Origin of the sequence: Streptomyces sp. NPDC097107, assembly GCF_044762405.1 — a bacterium.
In the GTDB taxonomy this organism is placed as follows: domain Bacteria; phylum Actinomycetota; class Actinomycetes; order Streptomycetales; family Streptomycetaceae; genus Streptomyces; species Streptomyces thinghirensis.
The window spans coordinates 610,032-629,607 of sequence record NZ_JBIWEF010000002.1; the positions used below are offsets into that span (position 1 = coordinate 610,032).

Genomic DNA, 19,576 nt, shown 5'->3' on the forward strand with positions numbered 1-19,576 from the left:
CCGTGTGCAGCCACCGATAGGGAGAAACGTCTTGTCACAGCCGTCAACCGCCGCCGCGGAGCGGGTACCCGCCGTGCCCTCCTGGGTGGGCGCCGAGCCCACCTGGTCCGACCGTCCTGCCGAACTGCGCGGCTGCCGAGGTGAGTTGGTCGCCACCGTGGACCACGCGAGTCGCCTGGTGCAGCAACGGATGGTGAACCGCGCCAAGGCAGCCGGGCCGGCCTTGCAGTCCATCGACGACGAAGAGTGGTTCGGGCTCTTCCGCCGTGCCGCCGACATCGTCCGGCAGCGGATCGAGAGCGGGGCGCTCACCGACATCCTGGCCGCGCTCGCCTCGTCCTGCGCGCTGCCGGTGCGCCGGGCCACCCGCGGAATCCTGGCCGTCGTCGACCAGATGCAGTACCTGGACAAGATCATGGCCGTGCAGTCGCCGGACGGCACCACCGTCCCCTACCGCACGGGCGAGACCGGACGCGGGTGGTCGTGGCTGCCCGCCGGGCGCACCGCGATGGTCAGGGTGCCGGCCAACTTCCCGACCATCGCCATCGAGTGGCTGCAGGTCCTCTCCAGCCGCAGGCCGACCCTGGTCAGCACCTCGAAGCACGACCCGTTCGTTGCGACGATCTTCGTGGAGGCGCTGTACGAGGCGGGACTGCCCGACGGCGCCGTGTCGGTCTGCCACGACAGCGCCGAGACCTTCCATCGCCTGGCCGACCAGGTCATCTGGCCGGGGGAGCAGTACCCGCCGGACCTCGACCCGACCCGGCTGAAGCTGTACCACTTCGGCCGCAGCAAGGCCGTGCTGCCGGAGGACCCCGGGGACGAGGCGTGGACGCGGCTCGCGCGTCTGGCGTTCCAGGGCTGCGGCCGGCTGTGCACCAACGTCAGCAGCATCGCGGTCCCGTGGTCGGCGCAGGGGGCGGCGGAGCGGCTCGCGGCGAAGTTCGCGGAGTTCCCGGTGCTGCCGCTGTCGGACCCGGCCGCGAACGTCCCGGCGTTCACCGACCCCGACGACTGGGCCTACGTCGCCAAGCTCGTCGAACGCGAGATCGCGGCGGGCGCCGAGGACGTCACGGCCCGCCTCACGGACGTGCCGCTGCGCGTTGAACTGGACGGAACCCGGTTCCTGCGGCCCACCGTGCTGCGCGTACAGCCGGACTCGCCGCTGGTCCGAATGGAACTCCCGTTCCCCTTCGTCACGGTGGCCGAGGTGCCGCGCGAGGAGGTGGCGCACGCCTGCCGGCAGTCACTGATCGTGTCCCTCACCGGCAAGGACGACGAACTGCTCGGCCAGCTCGTCGCCGAGCCGTCCATATCCAAGGTGTTCCACGGCGAGCAGTTCGACCGGGGCTACGACCCGATCGACCCGCAGGAGGGCTACCTCGCCGACTTCCTCTTCCAGAAGAAGCCCGTACTCCCCAACTGACCCGGAGACGTTCATGGTGAACTCATTGCCGCTGCACGCGGTGTCCGACGAACATGCGCGCGCGGTCGTGCGGCGCCATCTGCACCCCGAGACGGGGTCGCCGTTCTGGCTGGAGCGGGACCGCAGGCTCGGTACGGACGCCTACGCCCGGGTGGACGGATGGGAGTCCGCCCAGGAACTCCTCGCGTTCCGGGACGAGTCCGACCAGGAGGCGTACGAGGAGGCGAGCCGCCGTCGCCCCGTCGAGGACTTCATCCCGGCCGATGTGGTGCGCGACGCCGACTTCCTCTGGGCGGCCCAGACCGGCGGCACGACCGGCCTGCCCAAGCACGCCACCTGGGGCGGCGCGTACTGGAAGCACGTAAGCGAGTTCTCCCACTACGCCATGGACACCCATGGCATTCCCCGGGACTGCAACTGGCTGTACATCTCGCCGATGGGCCCGCACACGATCGGTCGGCTCGTGGTCGACTGGGCGGAGAGCCGGGGCGGCATGTGCTTCTCGATCGACCTCGACCCGCGGATCGTGAAGATCTTCGGCGAGGAGGGCATGACCGACGCGTACAACCGCTACGTCCAGCACATCTGGGACCAGGTGACGGCCGTCCTGCAGTCGCAGCGCATCGGCGTCATCTACGGGACCGCCAGGCTCCTGGAGATGCTGCCCGAGTACGTGGACGCCAGGCTCCTCAAGGACGTTCTGGGAGTCGTGCACGCGGGAACCACGCTGCCCGTGCAGTCGCACAAGCTGCTGCGCGAAGACGTCTTCCCGGGCGTGCCGGTCCTCGGCATGTACGGCTCGTCGACGACCAGCATCAGCTGGCAGAAGCCGTTCGAACCGGAGGACGAGCACAAGCTCGTCTACATCCCCAGCTCGCCCTCGGTGAGCATCGACGTCGTGGGCGAGGACAACGTCCCGGTCGCCTTCGGCGAAGAGGGCCGGGTGCGGGTCTGGCGGCTCACCCACGACCAGCTGCTGCCGGGCTTCCTCGAACGCGACCGGGCCCGCCGGGTGCAGCCGTACGGCGCCGCCGCCGAACTCTTCCCGTGGGCTTGGATCGGCGACCCCTTCAGCCCGGAGTTCACCGAGGGCCGGCGCGTGGAGGGCGTGTACTGACCCGCACCGGACATGACACCGCGGCCCGCAGAGGGCGAAGCACGTACCCTTCTTGTTTTGGAGTACAGCACTATGAGGTCCCCGCGTTCTGCCGCACACGGCACGGTAAAGATCGGGCGCAGTACCGCAGTCTCCCTCACAAAGCCAACGGGGCCCTCGGGCACCCACGTATCGCCATCCGTCGTCGAGCAGGAATCGGACAGCCGGGACCGATTCGAGGTGGTGAGGAGGCCGCTCACCGCCGCCGAGGCCGCCGAGGTGATGGAGCGCATCAGGACCTCGCCGCACATCACCGGCTACAGCCTCCGGGAGTGGACGGGAAAGAGGGACACCTTCCTGCTCCGCGACACGGCCTCGGGCCGGGTCGCGGGGGCGCTCCTCGTCCACCATCTCCTGGGGGGCTGGAGCGAGATAGCCGTGGTGTACGTCTTCGAGGAGCACCGCGGCCACGGCCTGGGGCGCCTGCTGCTCGAAGACGCCGTCGGCGCGATACGGACGTCCGGCCGCAAGCTCCTGCTCTTCTTCTCCTCGGCCAGGATGGGACACATCGCCGCCGGCTCGGGCTTCGACCTCCACGACAGCGAGGCCGACCTGACGCGCGGCTCCCTCAGCCGGGGCCTGTTCCTCGGCATCCTGTACAAGGCGCAGTGGCTCGCCAGCCTGTACCGGCTGCGCGAGATCCGCAGGAAGCGCCGCACCTACCAGGCTTCGTTCGACTTCCAGGTGGCCGTACTGATGGGGGAGGGCACCCGATGAGCGCCACGGACAACCAACCGGGCAACGAGGACGACCAACCGGGCAACGAGAAGAAGCAGCCGGGCGACGACCGGATGTGGAAGGGCTGGCTCACCGGCGGCAGTTCGCTCCTTGAGGAGATCAACGCCTCCGTACGCTTCGACCACCGGCTCGTGCAGCAGGACATCGACGGGTCGATCGCCCATGCCCGCATGCTCGCCACGTGCAAGGTGCTCTCCGCCGGGGAGGCCACCGAGATCGTGGACGGGCTGGAACGCATCCGCGCGGAGGTCGACGCGGGCGAGTTCGTCTTCGACCCCGCGCTCGAGGACGTCCACATGAACGTGGAGGCCCGGCTGCGCGAACTCATCGGCCCGGTGGCGGGGCGGCTGCACACGGCCCGCTCCCGCAACGACCAGGTCGCCGTCGACGCCCGCATGTGGGTCAGGGACGCCATCGACCGTCTCGACGCCCTGCTCGCCGAGGTCATCGAGGTCGTCTCGGAGCGGGCGGAGGCCCATCACGCCGACGTCATGCCGGGCTTCACCCACCTCCAGTGCGCGCAGCCCGTGACGATCGGGCACCACCTCCTCGCCTACGGGGAGATGTTCCTGCGCGACCGGGACCGCCTGCGGTGCGCCCGGCGCCGCCTCGACGAGAGCCCCCTCGGCGCGGCCGCCCTGGCCGGCACCGGCTACCCGATCGACCCCCGGGAGAGCGCCCGCAGCCTCGGATTCACGGGCATCACCCGTAACTCCATCGACGCCGTGTCCGACCGGGACTTCATGCTCGACTACCTGTCGGCGGGCGCCACCCTCGCGGTCCACATCTCCCGCCTCGGCGAGGAACTCGTCGTCTGGAGCACGCCTCAGTTCGGGTTCATCACGCTGCCGGAGGACCTCTGCGCCGGCTCGTCGATCATGCCGCAGAAGCGCAACCCCGACCTTCCCGAACTCATGCGGGCCAAGTCCGGCCGGATCTTCGGCGACCTGATGTCCCTGCTGACGGTGATGAAGGGGCTTCCCCTCGCCTACAGCCGCGACATGCAGGAGGACAAGGAAGCCCTCTTCGACGCCGCTGACCACCTGGAGATCAGCGTGCGCGCCGCCGCGGCGATGCTCCGCGGCATCACCTTCCGTACCGACAAGACCAAGGCCGACGCGGCGCTCGGCAACACGGTGGCCACCGACCTCGCGGACTGGCTGGTCGCGGACCGGGGAGTGCCCTTCCGCGAGGCCCACAGCGTCGTCGGCGGGCTCGTCAAGTGGCTCGCCGTCCAGGGCCGTGAGCTCGACGGCGCCCGGCCGGCCGAGCTGGGCGAGTTCGACCCGCGCTTCGCCGAACTCCCCCCGCACGTCCTGACGGTGGAACACGCCGTCACCCGCCGCGACTCACCCGGCGGCACCTCGCCCGCCCGCGTACGGGAGGCGGCCGCCGAGCTGCGCCGTCTCAACTCCGCTCTCACCAAGGAGAACCGATGACCAAGCGTGTCGTGCTGGCCTATTCGGGTGGGGTCGACACCACGGCCTGCATCCCCTACCTGAGGCACGAAATGGGCGCCGACCACATCGTCGCCATGGCCGCCGACCTGGGACAGGGCGACGAGCTGGAGCCCCTGCGCCGCAAGGCCCTGGAGGCGGGAGCGGACGACGCGGTGGTGGTGGACGTCAAGGACCGCTTCGTCCGCGAGTTCGGCATCCCCGCCATCCAGGCCAACGCCCTCTACGACGGCCACTACCCGCTCAGCTCGGCCCTGGGCCGCCCCCTGATCGGAGAACTCCTCGTCGAGACCGCCCGGTTGCACGGCTGCAACGCCGTGTCCCACGGCTGCACCGGCAAGGGCAACGACCAGGTCCGCCTCGACCTGACCGTCGGGCTGCTCAACTCCGACCTGGAGATCCTGGCGCCCGCCCGCGAGTGGAGCTTCAGCCGCGCCGAGACGATCGCCTACTCCGAGAAGCACGGGATAGCCCCGCACGTCACCCAGGAGAAGCCCTGGGCCATCGACCTCAACATTCTCGGCCGCAACGTCGAGGCGGGACTCATCGAGGACCTCACCTGGGAACCCACCGAGGAGGTGTGGAGCCTGACGACCGCCCCCGAGGCAGCCCCCGACACACCCGCCCACGTCACCGTCGGCTTCGCCCACGGCGTCCCCGTCAGCGTGGACGGCGAGGAACTCGCACCGCTCGTCCTGCTCGGCCGCCTCAACTCCCTTGCCGGGAGCCACGGCGTCGGCCGGGTCGACATGCTTGAGAACCGTGTGGTGGGCGTCAAGTCCCGTGAACTGTACGAGGTGCCGGGGATGCTGCTCCTCATCCGCGCGCACCAGGAGCTGGAGAACCTCACCCTGCCCGCCGATGTGCTCCACCAGAAGCGGCAGTTGGAGGCGGTCTGGAGCAAGGCCGTCTACGACGGCCTGTGGCACGGCCCGCTGCGTGAAGCCCTTGACGGGTTCGTCCGCCCGACGCAGCGGAACGTCACCGGCGAGATCACGCTCAAGCTGTACAAGGGAGGCATGTCCGTGGCGGCCCGCTCCTCGGCCCGCGCCATGTACCGGCAGGAACTGGTCACCTACGGGGACGGCTGCACCTTCGACCAGAGCAGCGCCGAAGGCTTCATCGACCTGTTCGGCCTGCCCAGCCGGGTGTGGAACCACGTGAGCCGCTGACATGACGGACGCCCTTACTGAACGTCGTGAGCCGCCCCCGGCCGGCATGGTCCGTATCGCCATCGGCCCCATCGCCGTCATCGGCGTCTTCGGAATGACCCTGGGGATCACCTACCCGTTGCTCGCGCGCATGCTGGAGAGCAACGGCGCCTCCTCCACCGTGATCGGGCTCAACGGAGCGATGACGCCGCTCGGCATGATCGTCACCGCGTTCGTGATCCCCGCGCTGGTACGGAGAACGGGCGCGTGGCGACTGATGGTCGGGGCGTCCGCCGGCACGTCCGCGGTCATGGTGATGTTCGGCCTTACGGACAGCCTTCCGGTCTGGTTCGTCCTCCGGGCGGTCCTGGGCGCCTGCGCCGTCGCCATGTTCATCCTCAGCGAGACCTGGATCAGCGAGAACGCCGGTGAGGCCTACCGCGGCCGACTGCTGACCGCGTACACCTCGGTGCTCGCCCTCGGCTTCTGCGTCGGCCCCGCCATCCTCAGCCTTACTGGCAACTCGGTCCGGACGGCGCTGGCCTTCGCCGTGCTCAGCCCCGTCATCGCTCTGGTGCCGCTGTTCACCGAGCGGTCCGCGGTGCCGCGTATGGAGAGCTCCGGGAAGGCGCCCGTCACGGCGCTGGTCCGGCAGATGTCGGCCCTGCTGGCCGCCGTGCTCGCGGTGTCCGTCTTCGACGCGGTCACGTTGCAGTTCCTCCCCCTCTACGGAGAGAGGTCCGGACTGCCCACCGGACAGGGGGAGCTGGCGCTGACCGTGCTACTCCTCGGCCAGGTGGCCCTGCAGTTCCCGCTGGGCTGGCTCGCGGACCGGATCGGCGGCCGCTCCGCGCTCCTGCTCTCCCTCGCGGCGGGCACGGCGGGTTCGCTGCTGCTTCCCCTCATCATGGGTTCCGGGGGGTGGATGTGGCCGTTGGTGGCCATCTGGGGCGGCATCGCCTTCTCCGGCTACCCCTTGGTGCTGAGCATCCTCGGCGCCGACCTCGGCGGCCAGAACCTGCTCCTGGCCAATACGGCCTTCGCGGTCGTGTGGGGAGTGGGCGGTGTAGTCGGCCCGCCCTACGCGGGCGCCGCGATGGACCTGTGGGGCACGGACGGGATGGCGTGGTCATTGGCGTCGCTGTGGATCCTGGCGCTCGTCGCGGCGGCATTCACCCTCGTCCGGCATGGTGGACGTGCGCTGCGTTCCCCACAGTAGGTCGTCCTACGGCGCGACGGTGACGGCCAGGGCGAGAGACGCTCCGGCCAGCGCCAGAGAGCCGCGGGGGAAGGCGGTACTGCGATTGACGCGCGTACGGATGTGTGCCGCGACGGCGCGCCGTCCGGTCTGCCCGGCGGCTCGGACGTGCGCCGACCGCGACGGCTGCACGCTGCGCCGCCCGGAGTAGGCGAAGACCCGGTCGCCTCCTTGCTGGCTCTTCAAGGCGGACCTTGGGGGGCAGCTCAGTTTCTCAGTCCCGCGAACCCTGCCGGGAGTTCACCAGGACTGCATGAGATGACCTCGTCGTTGTCCGTGGAGCACACCTCGAGGAAGGTGATCTCCGCGAACTGGTGCAGAGGCGAGTGAGGTGCCACGGGGCCCTCGTTACGGAGTTTCCGGATTCCTTCCAGGTGATCGCTCTGATGCCCCAGGGTCGTTCCCGGGTTCTCGTCCACCCACTTCGCGAAGAACGCGGATCCGTACAGCCACCGACCGACGGGATCGATCACCATACTCACAGTGCTGCCGGTGCGCTCAGCCCATGACAGGATTCCCGTTCCCCCGCCGAGACTGGCGACGGACGCCTTCTGCCGGGTGACCCAGCGACCTGCCACCGGACCTTTGAGGACGCGGTAGTCGACGGAATGCTCGTTCCTCACGTAAAGATCAGCGGCTATGCCGCCGTCGTACTCGTAGATCACGTGAAGGCCCAGGAGGAACGAGAGATCCTGAACCGGGTAGACAGCAGTCATCAGCATGCCCTTGTTCGACCGGTCGGGTGGTGACACCGCGCACTGCTCCGGTGGCGGACCGCCTCTCGGCGCACCGTGTAAGGGACGACGAGCTCGTGCGCGGGGGGCGGCGGTGGGCCGGCCGCGGGGCGGTGGCGGAGTGCGGGTGTGGCTATTCCGCGTGGTTCATGTCCGTGCACAGACGGTCGATGTCCTCCTCGGTGACATGCGGCATGGTGATCAGGTGGGCCCGCCCGTCGACGCTCAGCAGGTTCCACTTCTCGCACACCGCCTGCTCCGGGGCGTCGAAGAGAACGGTGTTGCTTCCCTGCGGCCTTTCCGGCCGCCTGCCGCTCTCGCGAAGGCGCGTCTCCGCGTACCGGGCCGTGCTCAGACACCGGTTCACCCGACGGGCGAGGCCCTGGCGACCCAGCCTGCGGAGCTCCTGCCACAGCAGAACGGGGGACAGGGCGTCCCTGGAACCGCTGATGGTGTCGTCGTCGGCCCCCACCGCCGCGTCGTGCACCCTGATGATCTCCACGTGCCGGTCGTGGGCCAGAACGATCCCGCACGGAATCGGGGAACCGATCATCTTGTGTCCGCTCACGGTGACGGAGTCGGCTCCGTCGGCGAAGCCCCAGGGCGCCGGGTGCGGCCCGAGAGCGGCCAGCAGCCCGCCGAAGGCGGCATCGGCGTGCAGGTGACTCCGGTCCGTCCCGGCCCCGGCCAGTACCCGGCGGATACCGGGCAGATCGTCGACGGCTCCCCGGCCGGTCGAACCCACGGTGGCCACCACCACCGCCGCTCGGGTCCCGTGCCTGAGGCACGCCGCTTCCAGGGCTGGCAGGTCCATGGCGCCTGCGGCATCCGTGGCTATCGGCTCGTGCTCCATGCGCAGCAGTCGCGCGATCTTCGGGATGGAGTAGTGGGCCTCGGCGGAGGCGTAGAGAACGGCGTCCGGGAAGCGTTCCCGGCCGAGGTAGACGCCGAAGATGTTGCCCTCGGTGCCTCCGTTGGTCACGTACCCGAACGCCCCTCCCGCGGGTGCCCCCGCGAGGTCGGCGAAGAAGCGCACCACGGCCCTCTCGAAGCGCTTACTGTGGAGTCGGTACTCGGAGCTCCCGTACGGACTACCCGCGTTGTTGCCGTGGACGGCAAGGAACCGGGCCAGGTGCCGGTAGTCGAAGTCCAGGTTCACGGGGAATCCGATCATGTGGTCCCGCGCCCGGTACATCTCGCCGGACATGCTGTCCAGAAGCTGTCCGTCGGCAACCAGTCCGGCCCGGCTGCGCGGGAGTTCGCCGATGGCGAGGTCCTGGTCGGAGGGTCGTTTCATCAGTGCGTTCCTCTCGTCTGCGCCGATGGCGGCACACCTGACACGCGGCCGTACGGCCGTTCGGGGCGTACTGGAGGGCTGATCAGTCCTCGGTTTCGTCCATCGCGGCATGCGCCGCCGCTTCGAGTACGGCTTGTGCCTGGCTGGGATTCAGCCGGGGATCGCACAGGCTGGTGTAGCGGGCAGGGTCGATCCGCGTGTCCGCCGCCTCGCTCACGCACTCGACCACGTCGGCCGAGGTGGCCTCCAGATGGATGCCGCCGGGGACGCCGCCTGCCGCGGTCACGCAGTGGTAGAACCGCTGCAGTTCGGTGGTGATGTCCTCGATCAGCCGCGTCTTGAAGCCGCCCTGGCTCCGCGTGTTCGCGTGCATGGGATCGCACAGCCAGAGCACCGGGCACTGCGCGTCCAACGCGGTGGTGACCAGCGGCGGCAGGAGGTCGGCGACCCTGTCGGCCCCCATGCGGGCGATCAGTGTCAGCCGCCCCGGTTCACCTCGGGGGTTGAGGGCCTGGCACAGTCCTCGGACGTCCTCGGGAGTCGCCGTCGGCCCCAGCTTGCAGGCCACGGGGTTGCCGATCGAGGCCAGCATGCGCACATGGGCATGGTCGAGCTGGCGGGTGCGTTCGCCCACCCACGGCCAGTGGGTCGACGTCGCGAGCGTACGGCCGCGGGAGTCACGGCGCAGCAGGGCCAGCTCGTAGTCGAGCACAAGGGCCTCGTGACTGGTCCAGACGTGCGGCTGACCGGATGGTTCCTCCCCCAGCCGCCTCATTTCGGACAGCACCGCCGCGGAACTCTCGTAGCAGTGGAGCATGCGATCGGGCAGGTGTCGCCGGTCCGCGATGCCGGGCTCCGGGCGGTTGACCATGTGCCCGCGGAAGACGGCCAGTCGCCGCCCGTCGACCATCTCGGTAGGCTGTGACCTGGGTTTGGCGTACTGCCCCGCCATACGGCCGACGCGCACGACCGGGGTGCCTGTGACGAGCTGCCACGTGCCGGCCAGTGCCTCGATGAGTCCCACCAGCCGCCTGACGGATTCCCGAGCCGACTCCCTCGGATCTTCGGCGCAGCTTCCGACCTGGACGACGCTGAGCGAGCCGTCCACGCACCGACTGAGCACGTCACGCAACCGGTCGATCTCCGCGGGTTCGACAAGCGCCGGCAGGGCCGTGAGCCGGCGCCTGGACTCGCGGGCCCCTTCGGAGTCCTCCCAGACGGGCTGCTGGTGAGCGGGAATCCGACGCCACTCGTCCAACTCCGCTTCGGAAAGTGGCTCCAGGGGCCGGTCCGAGCCGGCCCGTCGGGAGGTCCCGCCGACGGCGGTCACCTTTCGCTCCCGCCGTCGGCGCGGGCGGCCGGCCGAGACCGGTCCGGTCCACCGCGGCACAGGGACAGCACCGCGTCGGCCACCTCACCGCCCCGTGCTCCGAGTCCGCTGCGGAAGTGGAACCGCACGGCATCCTCACGGGCGGGTGCCAGCGGCGGCCCGTCATGGGCTACGCGCGTGCGCTGCACCTCCGCGGAGAGCCTGGCCCGCTGCTGGAGGAGACCGATGAGGACCGTGTCCAGCTCGTCGATACGCAGCCGCAGCGCACTGATGTGTGCCTCGCGGGAGGGCGTGCCGGTCGTCGGTGGCGGCGTTGTCCCGCCCCGCCCGCCGGACCGCTGCCGCCGATCAGAGGAAACCATGGTGACCTGAACTCCTTCGAGACGGCCCGGGCGACCTGAGTCCCGGGCTCACGGATACGAACCGCCCCCCCCGTCCCGGCCGCTCACGGCACAGCGGGTTGCCGCCGGCATCCGCCGGCATCCCGCTGGGGCTCGGACTTCGCGGCCCCGGTCGTGTGGGTGAGTGGCGGGGCGGGGATACCACTCCCGTCTACCTCGTGCTCTGCGACCGACACGGTGCCGTGGCGTCGGTGGCGTGCGCGCGTTGAAAGCTTGCGCCTTTGAGACAGGGGAGGTTGAGATGGCCGGAGGACGGAGCCGTGGCGCGCGCCCGAGAGGCAACCCCCAACTGGCCGCGCTGCTGGCGGAGGCGCGCCTCAGCGCCGCTGAACTCGCCCGACGGGTCAACGCGTTGGCTGCCGCCCAGCAGATCACGCTCACCTACGACCGCACGTCCGTGGCGCACTGGCTGAAAGGCTCAAAGCCCCGTCAGCCCGTGCCCGACCTGGTCGCGTTGGCCCTCGGCCGTCACATCGGGCGTCCGGTCACGGCGGAGGAGACCGGCCTCGCCCCGCCCTCCGCGGCAGCCCGTCCCCGGGCAGGTGGTCAACAGTCCCCGGAGGACCGGGCGCGGGGGCTGGCCTCTTTGTGCCGCGCCGACATCGACCCCTCGCACAGAGCCGCTCTGGTGAGGGAGATCTACGTCCCCTTGGCCGACCTTCCCGTCTGGCGGCCACCTTCGGCGTCGGCGGAGCCTCCTCTTCCTCCTCTTCCTTCTGCTCCACAACTCGCGGCCGTCGACGGTCCGCGTCTGAGCCACCTGACGAACGTCTTCGCCGACCTCTGGGACCGCTACGGAGGCGGTCACGCCCGCTCCGCCCTGGCGGCGTACATGGCTGACGACGTGTGCCGCCTGCTGGCCCTTCCCGGCTCTTCCAGGCCGCGGGACTGTCAGTTCTCCGGGGCCGCCCAACTGGTGCACGTCCTCGCCCGTATGACGGCCGACGCGGGACACGCCCAGCTCGCGCAGCACTACTACGCCGGCGCCCTGGCCCTCGCGGAGACCGCGGGTGACCGTAAGGTCTACGCCATAACGCTGAGAGCCATGAGCGTTCAGGCAGTGCGCCTGGGCTTCCTCGCGCAGGGGTGGGAGACAGCGGACCGGGCGGTGCACGTCGCCGACTCCCGTTGCGGCCCGGCCGCGCAGGCCTTCGTCCTCAGCCAGCGCGCCGTCGTCCACGCACGGCTCCACCGCGAGAAGGAGGCCCTCGCCGATCTGGCACAGGCGGAAGCCGAGCACAGCCACGCCACGAGTACGCCCGCCGGCCCCTTCACCAGCTATCCCCGCTCCGGCTTGGAGTTCCAGCGTGCGGAGGTCTTCGACGCGTTGGGATCCGCCGAGGACGCGATACGCGCCCTGGCCTCCGCCGCGCGAAGGCGGTCCGACGCGCAGCGCCGTCCGAAAGCCCTCACTCAGGCCCGGCTCGCCGCACTACTGCTGCGGGCCGGCCGCCTGGACGCGGCCTGCGCCCAGTGGCATGCGTTCCTGAGCAGCTATCCCCACTTGCGGTCGGCAGAGGCGGACGCCGCGCTCAGAGACCTTCGCGAAGGTCTGAGACCCTATCAGCGGCATGAGTCCGCCGCCGGTGTTCTGCGTCACGCCCGTGCTTGCACACCTCCGCGCCGAGATCCGGTCGGTCCTGGCGGCAGCACTCCCCCTCCCTGAACATCTCGCACGCCGCGGCCCCCTCCAGTTCGCCGTCCAACCCCTCTGCGCACCTCGCGGCTGCCTCCTCGGTCGGGGCGACACACCACTGAGAAGGACCGCGGGGTGAAGCGAAGGGGGCGCCGAGCACACTGAGCGCGAAAGGGTCGTCCATGGCGTTTGTCTATGTGCCTCGGTGGGGTCCGCGAGGACGGCTCGCCCGATCACGCACCGTTGCACCCCCGAACGGCCTCCGTCTCACATCGGTCATTCCCGCCGGCGGCCGTTGCCGGCCTGTCCCGGCGGCGTGGCGTGCGCCACGCGTGCCTGACCCGGTCCGACGGACGGGGCCCCGCCGGATGCCCGCGCAACGCGAGGGTCTCGGGTTCGGAACCCGAAGGCGGCTCCATGCGAAGCCCGCGGGTCAGGTAGGTGATCTGCGGGGCCCTTGTCCTGTGCGCCGACGCTCCCACGGGAGCGGGGTGCGTCCGTTGAACCGTTCCCCGCGGTTCTCCGTACCAGTGGCCAGTGGCGCGGGCCACGCGGCCAGTGCGGCGAACCGCGGGGGGCGCGGGCGGGCGTACGCCGGGGATCGCGGTCGTGAACGGCTAGCATCGCGCACACGTTGTCGGCCGGAGCGAGGTGAGGGCATGGGCGAGCACACGGGTGGACCGAGGATCGCCGTCGCCGTGGTGACCATGGGGAACCGGCCCGCAGAGGTCGACGCCCTGCTGGAGTCCGTGGCCAAGCAGGACGTTCCGCCCGCGCGGATCGTGATCGTCGGCAACGGCTGCCCGCTGCCCGAGTTCGCCGCACGGCTGTCGCTGCCCGGCGAGGTCACGCCGATCGAGGTCGACGAGAACCTGGGCTGTCCCGGCGGGCGGAACGTGGCGCTCGCGCGGTTGCGGGAGTTCGGCGACACCGACGTGGTCGTGGAGCTGGACGACGACGGGCTCCTCGTGGACGCCGATGTGCTGCGCCGGGTGGGGGAGCTCTTCGCCGCCGACGACCGGCTCGGCATCGTCGGCTTCCGGATCGCCGACGAGCACGGCGAGACACAGCAGCGGCACGTCCCCCGGGTCGGCGCGTCCGACCCCATGCGGGGCGGGTACGTCACCGGGTTCCTCGGCGGCGGGCACGCGCTGCGGTCGGCGATGCTCGACGAGGTCGGCGACTGGCCCGCCGAGTTCTTCTTCGCCCACGAGGAGACCGACCTGGCCTGGCGCGCGGCCGACGCCGGGTGGCGCATCCTCTACGCGCCCGAGCTGCTGCTCCAGCACCCGAAGACCTCGCCCGCACGGCACGCCGTCTACTTCCGGGTCAACGCCCGCAACCGGGTCTGGCTGGCCCGCCGCCGGCTGCCCCTGCCGCTGATCCCCGTCCACCTCGGCGTGTGGATGCTGCTCACGCTGGCGCGCAACCGGTCGCTCGGCGGGCTGCGGGCCTGGTTCGGCGGGTTCGCGGAGGGCCTGCGCAGGCCCGCGGGGGAGCGCCGGCCGATGCGCTGGCGCACGGTGGGGCGGCTCACGCGGCTGGGGCGGCCGCCCGTCATCTGAGCGGGAGGAGAGCCCCGGTCGTTCACCGCTGACGGACGGGGCCCTCCTACCACCTCACGCTCGGCGAACCTGCCGCCGCCGCAGCGCTCTTCGAGGAGGGCATGCGCATCCTGGGCGGGCACGGTGACTGGCATGGCGAGTCCCGGACCAGGCGCGTCGGCGTCCGCGCAGCAGGCCATCGATCACTTGGCGTCCGCGCAGCAGGCCATCGATCACTTGGCGTCCGCGTAGCACTCCACCACCGCCGTCGTGAACGGGAAGCGCACCGGCGTCCGGCCGAACGTCAGCCGTCCCGCCAGCTCCGCCGCTTCCCGGATCGCCGTGACGACGGCGTCCGCCTCCTCCTCGGGGCAGTGCACGATCACCTCGTCGTGCTGGAAGAACACCAGCTCCGCCGACTTGTCCGCACAGGCCTGCCGCAGCGCGGCGAGCAGCAGCAGGGCCCAGTCCGCGGCGCTGCCCTGGACGACGAAGTTACGGGCGAAGCGGCCTCGCGCGCGGGCGTTGGTGGAGGCGTAGCCGGGCACCCACTCCTGCGCCTGGCCCGGCGCGTCGGAGGGGTCGTCCTGCGGCAGGCCCGCCTCCTCGGCACCGTCGGCCGCCCCGGCCGCCGGTGGGCAGGTGCGCCCCAGCCAGGTCCGTACGAGCCGCCCCTCCTCACCCGCGCGCGCCGCGTCGTCGACGTACGCGACCGCCCGGGGGAAGCGGCGTCTGAGCGCGGCGAGGTTCTTCAGGCCGTCGCCGGAGGTCTGGCCGTAGACCGCGCCGAGGACGGCGAGTTTGGCCTGGGCGCGGTCGCCGGAGAAGGCGCGGTCGGACACCGACTGGTAGAGGTCGGTCTCGCGGCCGGCCACCTCCATCAGGCCGGGGTCACGGGAGATCGCCGCCAGCACGCGCGGCTCCATCTGGTCGGCGTCGGCGACGACCAGCCGCCAGCCCGGGTCGGCGACGACGGCTCGCCGGATCACCTTGGGGATCTGCAGCCCGCCCCCGCCGTTGGTCACCCAGCGTCCGGTGACGGTGCCGCCGGCCAGGAACTCGGGGCGGAACCGTCCGTCGCGCACCCAGTCCTGGAGCCAGGACCAGCCGTGGGCGACCCGGATCCGGTACAGCTTCTTGTACTCGATCAGCGGCTTCACGGCCGGATGGTCGACCGACTCGATCTCCCACCGGCGGGTGGAGCCGACCTTGATCCCGGCCCGCGCGAAGGCCTTGACCACGTCCGCGGGCAGATCGGGCCGCACCCGGTGCCCGAACGCCGCGGACACCTCTTCGGCCAGCTCGGCCAGGCGGCGCGGCTCGCCCCCTCCCGCGTACCGCTCGCCGAGCAGGTCGTGCAGTACCTCCCGGTGCACGTCGGCCCGCCAGGGCAGCCCGGAGCGGTTCATCTCGGCGGCGACCAGCATCCCCGCCGACTCGGCCGCGGTCAGCAGCCGCATCCGGTCGGGGTGGGCGGACCGGTCGTGGCGGCGCTGCTGCTCGGCGTAGACGGCGAGCAGGTCGTCCAGGGGCAGGTGGACGGCCCGGGGCTCGAAGAGCGGGGACTGCGCGCCGGGCTCGGCCGCGCGCTGCGGCGGGTCGGGCGGTACCGGATCGCCGCGCAGCCTGGCCAGGGCCGCCGCGGCCGAGTGCGGCTGCCCGTACCGGCCCTCGTGGCCGAGCAGGAGGGTTTCGGCGGCCTCCACGTCGTAGCACCGCTCCACCCGTACCCCCGCGGCGAGCAGGCGCGGGGCGGTCTCGGCGGTGGACCGCCACACCCAGCGCGCGACGTCCGGCCTGCTCCGCACGGCCTCGGCGAGGCCGGCCTCCCGCCGCACCGGTCCGGCGGGCAGCCCGTCGGGGCCGAGGGGGGCGACCTCCACGCCGCCGTCCTCGGCCTCGGCGATTGCCCACCGGTCGGCCATGTCGCGAGTGTCGCAGGAGGGACTGACAACGCCCCCTCCGGCGGACGGGGCCTCGGCCCTCTCCCCCTCAGCCCTCTCCCTGCCCGGGTTCCGTCTCCTCGGTCTTCCCGGTGACCGCGATGAACTCCGCCAGCACCTCGGTGACGTACCGCTCGGTGGCCTCCTTGCCGAGTCCGAGCCCGCTGAGTACGCCCTCGCCGTGCTCGTGCTCCAGCAGGGCGAGCAGGATGTGCTCGGTGCCGATGTAGTTGTGGCCGAGGCGCAGGGCCTCGCGGAAGGTGAGTTCGAGGACCTTCTTGGCGGCGGGCCCGTAGGGCACCAGCTCGGGAACCTCCGCGGCGCCGGGCGGGAGGGCCGCGGTCGCCGCCGCGCGGACCGCGTCGAGGGTCACGCCCTGCGCGGCGATCGCCTTGGCGGAGAGGCTCTCGCGTTCGGTGAGCAGGCCGAGGACGAGGTGCTCGGGCACGCCCTCGGCGTTGCCCGCGGTCTTGGCCGCGTTGTGGGCGGCCATCACGACGTTGCGCGCGCGGGGCGTGTAGCGGCTGAAGCCCTGGCTCGCGTCCAGGTCGGCCGACTCCTTGGGCACGAAGCGCTTCTGCGCCGCCTGCCGGGTGACGCCCATGCTCCTGCCGATGTCCGTCCAGGAAGCGCCCGAGCGCCGGGCCTGGTCCACGAAGTGGCCGATGAGGTGGTCGGCCACCTCGCCGAGGTACTCGCCGGCGATGACGGCGTCCTGGAGCTGTCCGAGGGGCTCCGGGTGCACCTTCTTGATCGCGGTGATGAGTTCGTCGAGACGTACGGATGACGTGATGCTGGGGTTCGTCGTCATGTGTCAACCGTAGGTTGCCCCCTTGAAAGCGTCAACCGTAGGTTGACACCCGTCGGGCCGGGGGGCCGTGGCACCATCGCCGGGTGAGTACGCCCCGCACCGTCGACCGTGCCTTCGAGACCGCCCTGTACGACGCCGCAGACGACGCCCTCGACACCGCCGCCTCGCTGCTCGCTGCCGAGCCGGCCGCGGACGCGGAACTCGCCCGGCGCGGGGAGGAGTTCGTGGCCCTGGCCTGGCGACGCGGCTGGCAGCCCGCCGACCTCGTGCGGATCGTGCGGCGCGAGCTGGACGACGTCCACGTACGGCTGGTGGCGGCACTGATCCGGGCGCAGGCGCCGCACGACCGCCCGCGCGGGCCCCGTTGGACCGCCCAGCTCGACGCCGTACCGGACCAGGCGCCGCCCCGCACCGACCGCTTCTCACACGCCACCGCCGTACTCGAGCTGTACCGCCTGCTGCTGCGCCTGCCGACTCTGGACCCCTTGGAGCCGGGTGTGTCGGGGCCGGCGGGAGGGTCGGGCGCCCCGGGTGAGGCGTCCCGCCGGGAGAGCCGGCCGGAGTCCCGCACCCTCGCCCGCATTCGCGCGCTGCTCGCCAAGGCGGAGGCGACCGGGTATCCGGAGGAGGCGGAGGCGCTCAGTGCCAAGGCGCAGGAGCTGATGGCCCGGCACAGCGTCGATGAGGCGCTGCTGTCGGCCCACGCGCCCTCGCCCGACGCCCCGGGAGCCTGCCGGATCGGGGTGGAGCCGCCGTACGAGCAGGCCAAGGCGGTGCTGCTGGACGCGGTGGCCGACGCGAACCACTGCCGGGCGGTGTGGAACGAACCCCTCGGTTTCTCCACCGTCGTCGGTTTCGAGGCCGACCTGGAGGCGGTCGAACTCCTCTACACCTCCCTGCTGGTGCAGGCCGAGGCGGCGATGGCGAAGGCGGAGGCCGCCCAGCGCGCGGGCGGGCGCAAGCGGACCAAGACCTTCCGTCAGTCGTTCCTCGCCGCCTACGCCCACCGCGCGGGCGCCCGCCTCCGGGCGGCGACGGACGCGGCCACCGCCGAGTCCGGCACGACGACGGACGTGGACCTCCTGCCGGTACTCGCCTCCCGCGAGGCAGCGGTCACGGACCGTCTGGAGCGCATGTTCCCGAAGACGACGACGACCCGACTGCGCGGCGCCGGCGACGCGGTGGGCTGGACGGAGGGCACCCGCGCGGCGGACGACGCCCGGGTCGACCGCCGGCGGCCACTGAAGTAGACGTCCTTGCCCCGGCGGTCAGGAGCCGAGGCCGGCCGTCGGCAGTCCGGGCGGCAGCGACCCGCCCTCCGACTTGGTGTACGTCTCCTCGCCGAGGCCGCCCTGCCACGTCACCTTGAGGGACGTCCCGTCGACCGACACGACGGTGCCGGCCGCCCGGTCGTCGCTGCCGTCGGTGCACTTCAGGCGGATCGCCCGGGTGCCGGAGTCCTCGCCCGCGGTGCCGCTGCACACGGTCCCGCCGGTGGCGAAGAGGGCGGCCTTGTCGCCGGTGACCATCAGTGCGACGGCCTGGCCGTCGGCAGCGGCCAGCCAGCTGCCCTCCAGTTCACCCGCGGCGGCGGACGGCGATCCGCCGCTGCCGCCACCCGGGTCCGTGCTCGCGGAGGCGGACGCGGACGCGCTGGGCGCGGCCGAGGAGGTGGCGCCCCCGCCCCCGCCGCCGTCGTCGGAGTCGCCGCCGTCGGTGCACGCGGTCAGCGCCAGTGCGCCCACCAGCCCGACGGCCACGGCGGTGACCCGCACTGACCGACGGGCCGCCCGCCCGTGCCGTTTCCGCGCTCCCGCGGTTTCACTCGCCGCGTTGGCCGCGTTGGCCGCGTTGGCCGCGTTGGCCGCGTTGGCCGCGTTGGCCGTGTTGGCCGTGTTGGCCGTACTCGCCGTACTCAGTGCGTTCGCCGTGCTCTCCGCAGTCACCAGTGTCACCGGAAGCTCCAAGCTGTAGCCGGACGGCCGGGTCGGCCCGAGACAGCCGCAAGCTACCAGGACGGCCCACCGTGACGGCCCAGGACGAACCCCCTGGGCCGACCTACCAGGACGACTTGCGGACTCCCGGCAGATGTCCGGCGTGTGCCTGCCCACGCAGGTTCACCCGGGACAGCCCGAAGACGCGGAAGTAGCCGCGCGGGCGCCCGTCGACCTGGTCGCGGTTGCGCACGCGCGTGGGGCTCGCGTCGCGGGGCTGCCGGCGCAGTTCCCGCTGTGCGGCGAGCCGTTCGGCCTCCGTGGAGGACGGCCGGCGGACGATCTCCTTCAACTCGGCCCGTCGCGCGGCGTACCGCGCGACGGTCTCCTGCCGCTGCTCGTTCTTCGCGATCTTGCTCTTCTTCGCCATCGGATCCTCAGCCCCTCGGTCCTCTTAGACCTTCACCCCGCGCGCGCGGATGCGCGCCACCGCCGCCTCGACGCCGATCGCGTCGATCGTCTTGATCGCCTTCGTGCTCAGCCGCAGCCGTACGTGCCGGCTCTCGCTCGGCAGCCAGTAGCGCTTGGTCTGGATGTTGGGGTCGAAGCGGCGGGAGGTCCGCCGGTGGGAGTGGGAGATGCGGTTGCCGAAGCCGGGCCGGGTGCCGGTCAGCATGCAGTGGGCGGACACGGTGACGTACCTCTCCTTCGGACCGGACGGTCCTAGCTGTTAATGGAATTCATTTTCAGTAAGATACCA

19 protein-coding genes are annotated in these 19,576 nt (G+C 71.5%); 9 read left to right on the top strand and 10 right to left on the bottom strand.

The features are described from left to right. The first annotated feature begins 31 nt into the window (after positions 1–31). From ACIQ1J_RS06510 to ACIQ1J_RS06535, 6 genes are all read left to right on the top strand, one after another. The gene (locus ACIQ1J_RS06510; RefSeq protein WP_403554614.1) at positions 32–1,426 is read left to right on the top strand and encodes an aldehyde dehydrogenase family protein; all 1,395 of its coding nucleotides are present in this window, start codon (positions 32–34) and stop codon (positions 1,424–1,426) included. A 13-nt stretch (positions 1,427–1,439) separates the two neighbouring features. Then, positions 1,440–2,543, top strand: coding sequence for an AMP-dependent synthetase (locus ACIQ1J_RS06515; RefSeq protein ID WP_403554616.1), 1,104 nt, complete (start codon positions 1,440–1,442; stop codon positions 2,541–2,543). Between the two features lie 219 nt (positions 2,544–2,762). Next, on the top strand, positions 2,763–3,299 hold the full coding sequence (locus ACIQ1J_RS06520; RefSeq protein ID WP_210962600.1) for a GNAT family N-acetyltransferase: 537 nt from the start codon (positions 2,763–2,765) through the stop codon (positions 3,297–3,299). Next, positions 3,296–4,759, top strand: coding sequence for an argininosuccinate lyase (argH, locus tag ACIQ1J_RS06525; protein WP_403554618.1), 1,464 nt, complete (start codon positions 3,296–3,298; stop codon positions 4,757–4,759). The genes ACIQ1J_RS06520 and argH overlap by 4 nt, the downstream gene beginning before the upstream one ends. Then, positions 4,756–5,949 (top strand): argininosuccinate synthase, encoded by a 1,194-nt coding sequence (locus ACIQ1J_RS06530; protein ID WP_403554620.1) that lies wholly within the window; start codon positions 4,756–4,758, stop codon positions 5,947–5,949. The genes argH and ACIQ1J_RS06530 overlap by 4 nt, the downstream gene beginning before the upstream one ends. 1 nt (position 5,950) lies before the next feature. After that, positions 5,951–7,147 (top strand): MFS transporter, encoded by a 1,197-nt coding sequence (locus ACIQ1J_RS06535; protein ID WP_403554622.1) that lies wholly within the window; start codon positions 5,951–5,953, stop codon positions 7,145–7,147. A 6-nt stretch (positions 7,148–7,153) separates the two neighbouring features. Here the strand turns inward: ACIQ1J_RS06535 and ACIQ1J_RS06540 are convergent, their stop codons facing one another. The 5 genes from ACIQ1J_RS06540 to ACIQ1J_RS06560 all read right to left on the bottom strand — a co-directional run bounded on the left by ACIQ1J_RS06540 (position 7,154) and on the right by ACIQ1J_RS06560 (position 10,909). After that, positions 7,154–7,372, bottom strand: a complete 219-nt coding sequence (locus ACIQ1J_RS06540; RefSeq protein ID WP_403554624.1) for a hypothetical protein — start codon at positions 7,370–7,372, stop codon at positions 7,154–7,156. Between the two features lie 20 nt (positions 7,373–7,392). Then, a complete protein-coding gene (locus ACIQ1J_RS06545) occupies positions 7,393–7,902 on the bottom strand; it encodes a phenolic acid decarboxylase (RefSeq protein ID WP_403554626.1) in 510 nt (169 codons plus the stop codon). Between the two features lie 151 nt (positions 7,903–8,053). Then, positions 8,054–9,217, bottom strand: a complete 1,164-nt coding sequence (locus tag ACIQ1J_RS06550) for a histidine decarboxylase (protein ID WP_403554628.1) — start codon at positions 9,215–9,217, stop codon at positions 8,054–8,056. A gap of 82 nt (positions 9,218–9,299) precedes the next feature. Beyond that, on the bottom strand, positions 9,300–10,475 hold the full coding sequence (locus ACIQ1J_RS06555) for a 3-deoxy-7-phosphoheptulonate synthase (RefSeq protein ID WP_403554630.1): 1,176 nt from the start codon (positions 10,473–10,475) through the stop codon (positions 9,300–9,302). A gap of 68 nt (positions 10,476–10,543) precedes the next feature. Further along, a complete protein-coding gene (locus tag ACIQ1J_RS06560; protein WP_403554632.1) occupies positions 10,544–10,909 on the bottom strand; it encodes a chorismate mutase in 366 nt (121 codons plus the stop codon). A gap of 280 nt (positions 10,910–11,189) precedes the next feature. On the opposite strand from ACIQ1J_RS06560, the gene ACIQ1J_RS06565 reads away from it, so the two are divergent. Together ACIQ1J_RS06565 and ACIQ1J_RS06570 are read left to right on the top strand one after the other, a co-directional pair. After that, positions 11,190–12,614, top strand: a complete 1,425-nt coding sequence (locus tag ACIQ1J_RS06565) for a hypothetical protein (protein ID WP_403554634.1) — start codon at positions 11,190–11,192, stop codon at positions 12,612–12,614. A gap of 629 nt (positions 12,615–13,243) precedes the next feature. Next, positions 13,244–14,149 carry a glycosyltransferase family 2 protein gene (locus ACIQ1J_RS06570; RefSeq protein ID WP_403554636.1) on the top strand — a complete coding sequence of 302 codons (906 nt, stop codon included), beginning with the start codon at positions 13,244–13,246 and terminating at the stop codon, positions 14,147–14,149. 212 nt (positions 14,150–14,361) lie between these two features. Here ACIQ1J_RS06570 and ACIQ1J_RS06575 read toward each other — a convergent pair whose 3' ends face one another. Next, positions 14,362–16,053: a bifunctional 3'-5' exonuclease/DNA polymerase gene (locus tag ACIQ1J_RS06575; RefSeq protein ID WP_403554638.1), complete on the bottom strand. Its 1,692-nt coding sequence runs from the start codon at positions 16,051–16,053 to the stop codon at positions 14,362–14,364. A gap of 67 nt (positions 16,054–16,120) precedes the next feature. Continuing rightward, positions 16,121–16,882, bottom strand: coding sequence for a Clp protease N-terminal domain-containing protein (locus tag ACIQ1J_RS06580; protein WP_403554640.1), 762 nt, complete (start codon positions 16,880–16,882; stop codon positions 16,121–16,123). An 83-nt stretch (positions 16,883–16,965) separates the two neighbouring features. Between ACIQ1J_RS06580 and ACIQ1J_RS06585 the strand changes: the two genes are divergently transcribed. Continuing rightward, positions 16,966–18,132: a DUF2786 domain-containing protein gene (locus tag ACIQ1J_RS06585; RefSeq protein ID WP_403554642.1), complete on the top strand. Its 1,167-nt coding sequence runs from the start codon at positions 16,966–16,968 to the stop codon at positions 18,130–18,132. A gap of 18 nt (positions 18,133–18,150) precedes the next feature. Here the strand turns inward: ACIQ1J_RS06585 and ACIQ1J_RS06590 are convergent, their stop codons facing one another. The 3 genes from ACIQ1J_RS06590 to rpmB form a co-directional block, all read right to left on the bottom strand. Beyond that, positions 18,151–18,657: a hypothetical protein gene (locus tag ACIQ1J_RS06590; RefSeq protein WP_403554825.1), complete on the bottom strand. Its 507-nt coding sequence runs from the start codon at positions 18,655–18,657 to the stop codon at positions 18,151–18,153. 283 nt (positions 18,658–18,940) lie between these two features. Continuing rightward, positions 18,941–19,246, bottom strand: coding sequence for a 30S ribosomal protein S14 (gene rpsN / locus ACIQ1J_RS06595; protein WP_121748330.1), 306 nt, complete (start codon positions 19,244–19,246; stop codon positions 18,941–18,943). Between the two features lie 24 nt (positions 19,247–19,270). Then, entirely contained in the window at positions 19,271–19,507 is a 237-nt protein-coding gene (rpmB, locus tag ACIQ1J_RS06600; RefSeq protein WP_210962614.1) for a 50S ribosomal protein L28, read from the bottom strand. Positions 19,508–19,576 lie beyond the last annotated feature (69 nt).

What these genes read in the sequence shown, in the direction of transcription:
- ACIQ1J_RS06560 (WP_403554632.1), bottom strand. Translation starts at nt 10,909, where the DNA reads ATGGTTTCCTCTGATCGGCGGCAGCGGTCCGGCGGGCGGGGCGGGACA.
- ACIQ1J_RS06550 (WP_403554628.1), bottom strand. Translation starts at nt 9,217, where the DNA reads ATGAAACGACCCTCCGACCAGGACCTCGCCATCGGCGAACTCCCGCGC.
- ACIQ1J_RS06545 (WP_403554626.1), bottom strand. Translation starts at nt 7,902, where the DNA reads ATGACTGCTGTCTACCCGGTTCAGGATCTCTCGTTCCTCCTGGGCCTT.
- ACIQ1J_RS06580 (WP_403554640.1), bottom strand. Translation starts at nt 16,882, where the DNA reads ATGACGACGAACCCCAGCATCACGTCATCCGTACGTCTCGACGAACTC.
- ACIQ1J_RS06515 (WP_403554616.1), top strand. Translation starts at nt 1,440, where the DNA reads ATGGTGAACTCATTGCCGCTGCACGCGGTGTCCGACGAACATGCGCGC.
- ACIQ1J_RS06530 (WP_403554620.1), top strand. Translation starts at nt 4,756, where the DNA reads ATGACCAAGCGTGTCGTGCTGGCCTATTCGGGTGGGGTCGACACCACG.
- ACIQ1J_RS06565 (WP_403554634.1), top strand. Translation starts at nt 11,190, where the DNA reads ATGGCCGGAGGACGGAGCCGTGGCGCGCGCCCGAGAGGCAACCCCCAA.
- rpsN (WP_121748330.1), bottom strand. Translation starts at nt 19,246, where the DNA reads ATGGCGAAGAAGAGCAAGATCGCGAAGAACGAGCAGCGGCAGGAGACC.
- ACIQ1J_RS06570 (WP_403554636.1), top strand. Translation starts at nt 13,244, where the DNA reads ATGGGCGAGCACACGGGTGGACCGAGGATCGCCGTCGCCGTGGTGACC.
- ACIQ1J_RS06575 (WP_403554638.1), bottom strand. Translation starts at nt 16,053, where the DNA reads ATGGCCGACCGGTGGGCAATCGCCGAGGCCGAGGACGGCGGCGTGGAG.
- argH (WP_403554618.1), top strand. Translation starts at nt 3,296, where the DNA reads ATGAGCGCCACGGACAACCAACCGGGCAACGAGGACGACCAACCGGGC.
- ACIQ1J_RS06535 (WP_403554622.1), top strand. Translation starts at nt 5,951, where the DNA reads ATGACGGACGCCCTTACTGAACGTCGTGAGCCGCCCCCGGCCGGCATG.